Annotated in this window: 7 protein-coding genes; 3 read left to right on the top strand and 4 right to left on the bottom strand. The window is 50.9% G+C overall.

The window, feature by feature from the left end:
• Positions 1-540: 540 nt before the first annotated feature.
• The 3 genes from GM154_RS25400 to GM154_RS25390 form a co-directional block, all read right to left on the bottom strand.
• Positions 541-1,524, bottom strand: a complete 984-nt coding sequence (locus tag GM154_RS25400; RefSeq protein WP_219654303.1) for a chemotaxis protein CheB — start codon at positions 1,522-1,524, stop codon at positions 541-543.
• Between the two features lie 436 nt (positions 1,525-1,960).
• Positions 1,961-2,779 carry a hypothetical protein gene (locus GM154_RS25395; protein WP_219654301.1) on the bottom strand — a complete coding sequence of 273 codons (819 nt, stop codon included), beginning with the start codon at positions 2,777-2,779 and terminating at the stop codon, positions 1,961-1,963.
• A 535-nt stretch (positions 2,780-3,314) separates the two neighbouring features.
• Positions 3,315-4,220: a LysR family transcriptional regulator gene (locus tag GM154_RS25390; RefSeq protein ID WP_219654300.1), complete on the bottom strand. Its 906-nt coding sequence runs from the start codon at positions 4,218-4,220 to the stop codon at positions 3,315-3,317.
• A 113-nt stretch (positions 4,221-4,333) separates the two neighbouring features.
• Here GM154_RS25390 and GM154_RS25835 point away from each other — a divergent pair, with 113 nt between their 5' ends.
• Together GM154_RS25835 and GM154_RS25375 are read left to right on the top strand one after the other, a co-directional pair.
• The gene (locus GM154_RS25835) at positions 4,334-4,594 is read left to right on the top strand and encodes an aldo/keto reductase (protein WP_258020058.1); all 261 of its coding nucleotides are present in this window, start codon (positions 4,334-4,336) and stop codon (positions 4,592-4,594) included.
• Positions 4,595-4,811: 217 nt separating this feature from the next.
• The gene (locus tag GM154_RS25375; protein WP_219654299.1) at positions 4,812-5,099 is read left to right on the top strand and encodes a DUF1330 domain-containing protein; all 288 of its coding nucleotides are present in this window, start codon (positions 4,812-4,814) and stop codon (positions 5,097-5,099) included.
• Between the two features lie 515 nt (positions 5,100-5,614).
• On the opposite strand, the gene GM154_RS25370 is transcribed toward GM154_RS25375, so the two are convergent.
• Positions 5,615-6,298 carry a site-2 protease family protein gene (locus tag GM154_RS25370; RefSeq protein ID WP_219654298.1) on the bottom strand — a complete coding sequence of 228 codons (684 nt, stop codon included), beginning with the start codon at positions 6,296-6,298 and terminating at the stop codon, positions 5,615-5,617.
• Positions 6,299-6,774: 476 nt separating this feature from the next.
• Between GM154_RS25370 and GM154_RS25365 the strand changes: the two genes are divergently transcribed.
• The gene (locus GM154_RS25365; protein WP_219654297.1) at positions 6,775-8,130 is read left to right on the top strand and encodes a PipA/GogA/GtgA family type III secretion system effector; all 1,356 of its coding nucleotides are present in this window, start codon (positions 6,775-6,777) and stop codon (positions 8,128-8,130) included.
• The last annotated feature ends 153 nt before the right edge of the window (positions 8,131-8,283 follow it).

Below are 8,283 nucleotides of genomic sequence, written 5' to 3'. Positions count from 1 at the left end.
GTACGTCGTACTGATGTGGATATCGAGAAGAATGGTACTCGCTCGCACCTGAGCGGTACTCATGACTCAGATACCGATCTTACCGATCGCACCAAGCGCTAGTGGTGTTGCGAGCTGTTACTACCAGAGGAGGCTGCTATAGGTAGCCTCCTTATAATCGTCTTTTAACAAAACACATCAGGTGGAGGTCTTTGTGTCTGTGTTGCCCGATGAAGAGGATACTCTTGTTCGTCGTGTCGAATGTGAAGAATGCGGCGAGATGAGGCCATGTCATTACACGCTTCATCCTGAAAGTGATTCCCTTGCCTGGCTCTGCTCTTTTTGCAAAACAGAACTTCAGCTTTCATAAGTGTTGAGACAGCGTTTTCTGCGTCAGCACATTAGTCTTTCTGCTTGCGCTTGCTGTTTGACAAGACAATACGAAGAGGACAAGGGAGATGAAGCCAATTGGAAATTACCACGACCTTTCACTCATTGACCTTTGGTAAGTAGGTTAAGCAGGTATAGAAAGCTGGGACGAATCCATGGTCCAGATCTGGCTTAACTGCTGTGGAGGCGAATCATCTCACGCAGGCGTGCCGAGCACGATCGTGCCTTTCCTGCCTCCTGTGGGTGCCTCTCATAACACTCCGCCTGACCATTTTTTCGAGCCTGCTCGGCAAGCCGAAGGTGCAGGGCTTCCTTCTCATCGTATACACGTGTTGCCGTCCACATGGCCTCTTCAGCCAGCCGCTCCTGACTTTTGGAAAGCATCTCGGCGGAATAGGAGTGACCGGTGTGGCAGCGATAGTGAAACTGCCCGTTCTGCTTGATCTCATAGAGTACGCCGCGACATTCCGGGCAACCAAACGGGGAGGGAGCACCAATCGCTTCCAACCCGGGAATACCTGAGGATCGCTGCTTGGATACCTGATCTTCTGTCGCTAACCAGTCTACGTCCTGTTGCGACGGTTCGACCGCTTCGTTGGTTAGGCTTACCAGCTTTGCCGCTAACTGGTTAATGGGAAGCCAGTGATCGACATGAGTATGGTCAAGTCTGTTATTAACCATAAAGGGACTGACTGCTTCAAGCGGGTCCTGAGCCAGGGTAATCCCGCCATGGCACTTGACGGCCTCCATGCCCAGCACGCCATCTTCCATGTCACCGGGCAAGGTTACGCCTATGACATTCTCCCGAAACTCAATGGCAGCAGAACGAAACAACGGGTCTATGGAAGGCCGCTCAAAGTTTTCCCTAGGCCCATACACGATCCGGATCTTTCTGTTTTCAACACGCATATGCCTGTCAGGCGGAGCAATCAGAATTTCACCTTGAACAATTGGGTCCAGTTCTTTTGCATAGCGGATAGGTAGTTGTGTGTGTTGGGAGAGAATATCAAGTAGCGCCTGCTCGTTGGGGCTCATGTGCACCACAACAAGTACGCCAGCCTTGATATCTGCCGGTAGCTTGGCCAGCAGCCAGTGCAGGGCGTTGAATCCTCCTGCCGAGGTGCCGATAACGATCAGTCGATCTACCGATTCCATACCGTCACCGCTTGTAGGCGTCTTCTTTGGAACCAGTATAGACCTCTTTATCTCCCGCCTCCCTAAGACTTTAGCCCATTAGCATAGGGACCTGGTTAATAGACGCCTCGGCTAGAGCCCAGCGCATCATCTGCTGGCTGCTATTGCGCAGCCGCCTCATCCTTCATTCTCAGGGAGGCGGAGGCATTCGGTAATACCTAATGCCTCGACATCCGTGTTTTCCGATTCCTGCACACAGGTTACAGGCGCCGGTATCGCCTGTGTCTGCGATTCGGACTACAGGAAAGGTCTCTTATAGCCTCGTGGTTGATACTCGCGCGGGTACCAACCACGGATTTTGGGGTCAATTACTTTAGAGAACCAGATCTGACATTTTGGATCTTGTAGGTCGCAAATTTTGAATGCTGAGCTAGTTACCGCGTCTGGTTAATTTTGATCAAGCGTAAGTAGCGCTGGCCATGTTTGCTTTCACCGGTTCTTGCAACGCAACAATCAATGAGAACAGCAGGTCTGCAGAGAGCACGGAAGATATGTGTGTACTGAAAAGAACGGCTCCCTTTTTGTCCTGAATCTTGAGAATCTCACTCCAGGCATTGCTCTTCAGGCTCGCTATATCCTCTAAAAGATAAGTTTTGCCAGCAATGGTCAGAGACGTATGGGTCAGCACAATGTCATTTGTTTCATAGGCCAGATTGCTCGTTGCAACCAAGCTCTTCTTAAAGCCGTCGAGCATAGAGAAAAATCTAAAGGTAACAGCGTTGCCTTGGCTTAGTTGAGAAAGAAGCAGCTGACCCCTTTTTTCAACCTGACGCTCAAGCACCTGGTCATGTAGCTGACGATGCTGTGCAGTGCTGGTTCTTACGAATACCCACGGGGTCTTGGGGTCTTTCCTAAAGGCAAAACCGCCGTATGTGAACTGATAGAAATCTTCCATCTGCTCGAATCGGCAATTGTTGGAGCTGTTAGGCGTTTCGATTAGAAGTCCTTCTTCATGCAAACATACGATTGGCTTCTTCTTGTGCAGGTACAACACAACGCCTATAGGGAGCAATCCTACCGCTGCAAGACAAATGCCTATGCCATATAAGACCGAAGCACCTATCGCCATATGGCTATTTGAATTGGCAGTGAGCATGGGAAGCAGCATCACGAAAATGCCGACTCCTGTGAAGATGGCAGCAAATAATCCAGTCAAGAACAGTGATGACTTGCTTCTTCCATGCCGGCTAATGAGTTTGCCAAGACTTGTATCCATACACTTGTCGCTCCGTTCGGGCCTTCTCTAGAAGGCTTATCTGATAAAAGGGAGCGAATCATACGGAGTTAGCGAGTCAGCTCTTCAGTAACCGTTCACAAGTTTGAACACCTGAATACTGGCTGGGCCTTACAATACGTAAAGCAATGGCACATACCCGCTCAGGTATCAACCCTAGCGGCTAGGCTAAACAGGTACGCCACTTGTGCCCGTGTGGTTGGCCCCAGCATCTTTAGGTGCATTTGATAGTGCTTGAGCAACGCGGTCGCGTTAACGACCGCGGCACACGTTCCAATCTGCAGACTAAATAGTCCGAATTCCTTGCTGCCCTCGTAGCTTCTGCTCGCCATATAACAGGCAAAAGGCACAGTTCGTTCCGCTTGGGCGAGACGTGTTGCCTTAAACCAGGTGATGGTATGCCTGCATCAGGCGGCCCTGATAACATTGAGCCGTTGGTCGTAAGCTTATGGCAGGCAAGTCTTGAGGTAGTTGTGGTAGGACAAGTGACTGGATCAAGTCTTAGCTACTCAAGCAGCTAATCAAAATAGGGTTCCAATACATGCTCAATCCACGTCATGAAGGCCCGGACGCGTTGGGAAAGGTTACGCCGATGCGCGACTACGAGTGATGCCGCCAGCGGTTCGGGCCGTAGATTGGGTAGAACCTCTACTAGGTCGCCGCTTTTGATGTAATGCGCAAGGGCCAAATAGCCGGCCTGGATCAGTCCAATTCCCGCCAGGCCCGCCGCATGATAGGTCTGCACGTTATTTACGTGTATCGCCCCTGGCAGCGGCAGTGATGCATAACCATTACCTTCCGGATATTCCCATCCAGCAAGTCGGGCGCCGAGTGTTGGTGTGTAGTGAACCATCTGATGACTCTGGATGAGCAGGTCGTCGAGTGTTTGCGGTATGCCGTGCTTTGCCAGATAGCCTGGGCTCGCCGCGTTCATCATGCGCAACTTTCCCAGTGAGCGGGCGATTAACCTGTCGTCAACGATTGGCCCGAGACGGATTACACAATCGAACCCTTCCTGAACAAGATCGACTCGGCGATCTGTGCTGGAGAGTTCAATCTCCAACTCAGGGTTCATATTGAGCAGCTGGGGCAGAGCGGGAATCACAACGGTCTTTGCCAGCTCAGTCGGCATATCTACGCGCAATCTCCCCCTCAGAGGTGCGCCTTTGTTCGTGAACATTGACTGCACGTCCTGAGCTTCGGCCAGTAGGTCACGTGCGCGTGCATAGAAGGCACGTCCATCTTCGGTCAATTGCACGCTGCGTGTCGTTCTGTGCAGGAGGGTCGCGCCCACCTCTCGCTCCAGTCCACGAATCACCGTCGACACCCGTCCCTTCTGGATTCCTAGGCTTTCAGCCGCACGTGTGAAACTCATCATTTCCGCAACGCGGGCAAAAATCAAAAGTGCCTGAAGATTTGGCATTGTTCACCAGAAAGATAACAGAGCGTTCAGATTGACATGGTTTATAACGTATTTTGGACTCAGTAGAGTAGTTCTCAAATTGCTTGCGTCTTCACTGCCTGCAGAGGACCTTCATGAATTCCGACTCTATTCCTGTCCGAACTGTCATCGTTTACCACTCCGGTTATCGCCACACCGAACGCATGGCGGCGGCAGTCGCCGAAGGCGCAGGCACCAGTGGTGTATTGGACGCCATCCGCGATGCGTGCAGTGTTTCCGTTGCAAGAGTGGCGCTTGCCTGGTTGCTTGCCAAACCTTATGCCACACGCGTCATCATCGGCGCCAAAAGGATTGACCAGCTCGAAGCTAACCTCGGTGCGGTAAATACCTCCTGACGGATGAGGAGCTGGGTCGCCTGGAGGCGGTGAGTGCTTTGCCTCCTTATTACTCCGAGTGGATGGTTGATCACCAGGATGCCAGCAGGCGCCCTGCACCTTTCACGCCGTTGGGGTCGAAGCAGCGCCTTTGACCATAACCCAATACCTGGGACGCAGGCAGCTGTAATAACCGCCACGCGTTGAGTTGAATGTACCTACTGAAAGAGAGAAAGACATGCCAAAAGGATACTTGATCGGGCACGTGACCATTTTGGATGCGGCCGCCTACGCCGACTATGCCAGAGCCGCAGGTGATGCAATGCGACCCTTCAATCCCAAGGTAATAGCGGGGGGACAATATGAGAACCTGGAGGGTGAAGCCCATGAGCGGCATGTGATATTCGAATTTGACTCGTTCGCCGACGCCAAGCGTTTCTATGAAAGCCCTGAATACCAGGCGGCCAAAGCCCTACGCGTGGGTGTTGCAACTGGTACGTTTGTCATTCTTGAAGGAGCCGCTTGACACAGCCCCAAGCTACTTGGCCTTGCTTGGCGGACATCCACTTGTCCGGCAACACTCTAAGGATCTTACTTGCACGCTGCGTCAGCACGTTTCTGAGAGAGGCATACGGATCGTATGCCTCTCATGCGTCGTGCCTGGATCATGCTTGTGATCGCTGTTGCTCGTTTACCGCTACGTAGCGACCTGGCAGATAACCCGTGCACGTCCAGGACCCCATGGCCGGATCTAATTCTCAACCGCGCTGTTGTCTACAGGCTCAACTCTATTTCCCAAATACTGTATAGAGCCAAGCCTTCAGGTTGTAATCCAAGGCTCTGGCGTTGCTGATACAACAACCATTGACGTGCAGAGCTGCAGGCATTCCTGAACGATCTGAGTTCTAAAGGAGATGGTCCCTGGTGCATGGCAATTCTGATGATAGGGCGATGGTATCCACGTATTTTAAGTGGACACCATCCCCTGTCGCAGGGATCTGGTGGGGCTTGGCCGCGCGTTTACCGTTGGTTATTGTGCTGTTAGGGATAGATGATACGGAATAGCTCCGGTAGACCATAAAAGCCTAACGCAAGCAGCCAGCTTGAAAGTGTAATAAGCCCTAATATACCAAGCGCGCTTGTCATCTTTTGCTGCCACGCTAGATCCTGACGCCCCCATTCTAGAAGGGCCATCAATGCACTGCCTCCATTAAAACCAGCAAATGGCAGCAGGTTGAAGGCAGACAGTTTTACGAGGACAAGCGCAACTACTGCTGATGAGGAATGTACGGCAGCAAAGCTCGAGAAATCATTGAGAGCAGCCTGGGCCGTTGAGAACGGCGCAAGTGCCCCCTCTATGATCTGAGAAAACCCTGACAAAAAGCTCGTCCACCCGGCAGTCCCTAGAATAAGCAGCGCAACCAAGAGCACGGCAAATGGGCCCGTCAAAGGAAGAAGCGCCTGCTTCCAGACAGGTTGGTGATCAAAGGCGTCGAGCACTTCTTCAGGCGGCAGAACTTCAAGCCTTGAATCCTTGACTATCAGCGTTCCGAAAAAGGGGAATGCCTTGATCCGGACCTTGCCATAACTAAGGAGACACGGACCAATACCATAATTTACTTCGCGGATCGTTACTCCCAGCATCCTTGCGCCAGCAGCCAAGGATGATATGTGCACGAAGAGAAAAATCATCGTTGCAACAAGCATCTGAACGAGCGTGGGCATCTACATTAACCCCACTGCAATCAGACATACCGTCGCTTCAAAATATGCCGTACGAGCATGATATATAACGTTCCTTGTCATCCCTGTATCTTCCTGTATGGGAGTATTTCTGAGCGCTGAGGGTCACTAGCGACTAGGCATCTTGCCTGGGCCAGTCTATTAGCTTTAGGCGTACAACTTTAGCGTAGTGCCAGCGATCTAGCAGAGACAGCAGTCAAGTTATGGCAAGAATCAGGAAGACAGGTCCAGTCGCGGAAATGCTGGCTTAACGCTTAGGCTCTGTCCGTCGGGGTATGAGCGCAATGATTCAAAGGGTGGTTGTTTTGGGTTGCCCTCTAAGTTATTCCCGCCTTAGATTCACTTGCGGTTAATCAGCTTATGCCCGCTGCGGGAAGTTTTACATAGGCTTCGTAAAAGGAACCCAACGAAAATGCCGACCACAAACGTCTGAAAATGACGAATCAGAAGGCGGTTCCATGCTCGCTCCCTTACAAGTCACATCACGATCTGGTGTAGCGGATACGCAACTAAGTATACAGTTGAAGGGCAGTGATCAGCAGCTCGCAGAGACTCATTCCGACATGTACGCGCAGCTGAAAAATCCTAGCACTCTACGAAAGCAACATGATCTTAAGGCTGTTGACGATAGCTTTCGAATAGAGCTAGCCCGTCTTGACGAATATTTGTTTAGTGCCGAAGGTCAGTCAGCAGATGGGAAGCAGGCCGACCATATCAAAACGATGGCTGCTTTAAAGGAGACTCTAATCAAGTCCTATGAATCCAGTCCTGCATTTCGTCGTCTTTATAACCATGCACTCAGTTCAGGTCGTCTCACCGTTGGGGGAAGATTTGACTTAACACTGGCGTCACCAACCACTAGATCACGTAGAAGTATTCCTTTATTGCACGATCAGGCCACTTCTGAATCTCAAGCCCACCAGCCTGTTCTGGCCTATCAGACTCATTCAGGAAATAGAGTATCCAGCAGTAGACGTATCCAAATAGAGCAACTTTTGAGTGCTATTACTGGACTGTCGAATAGTGAAGACATGCATCCTCGAGGTCCTCTACAGGAATATGTCAACATTGTCCTAAAAGAGATGGGAGAACGCACAGAACCTGCCTTGATAGCTCTGGAGGAGCCTGTAGATCGTCGCGTCAATAGTGGCTCGCAAAGTCCGCGAACCATACTGAATAGTGTGCTGATTAATCACGAAATGGCTATAAAGAAAGGAAAAAGTGCGCCAGACCAGGAGTACCTTCAACGTACCAAGAGCGAGTTGAGTAAGGTTGCGCAAGGCCGTCTTGAGTTAATTGCTAATCGCCCAAACCCCCATCATCCTGAACTCCAGAGAAAGATGCTGGAGGACAAGCGAAACGCCCAGAGTTTTATGCCCACGCTGTCTCGCCTTCTTACTGGAATAGAGGGCACTGAGTCTGCCTTGGAGCAGCTTGAAAAAATGGCACATCAGAACATGCGACAAAAACTGTTTATCTATCGCATGGATAAGAGCAGAGATCCATTTGAAATGATTGGCCGCCGGGACGGTGATTGCTCATCCTTTGCCCATATTTTCAACATGCTCGGCCAGGCAGCAGGTATGAAAGGACTGCAGCCATTCGAATTAACAGGACCTATGAGGTTCTCCCTGTCGGCCAAACCAGAGATCGTCCACTGGAAAGGTGGCGAAGTTGTCGAGTTTGCGCGACACACGATTCTCTCCCTTGAAGGCGAACAGGCATCAAAGGTTTATTTTGATCCCGTATTTGGCTGTCAAGTAGACCCTGAAGAATATGGTAAAGACTTGAATCGCTATTTAATGAAATCTTAACTAGGTGTTAGGTCCCGGGAAGAAGGGGTTTGGGTCGGTTAAAAAGAGCTGTGGTTGTTTATGCCATTGCCTGAGGATAAAGCCAATCGGTGTTTGGCCTTTCAAGGCGCGCAATGGACGAGCGCTGTTATACGCCCAAAGATAATCCTTTAT

This window comes from Pseudomonas sp. MAG002Y (assembly GCF_019400845.1).
GTDB classification, from domain to species: domain Bacteria; phylum Pseudomonadota; class Gammaproteobacteria; order Pseudomonadales; family Pseudomonadaceae; genus Chryseomonas; species Chryseomonas luteola.
This window is presented reverse-complemented; position numbering and strand designations above follow the sequence as displayed.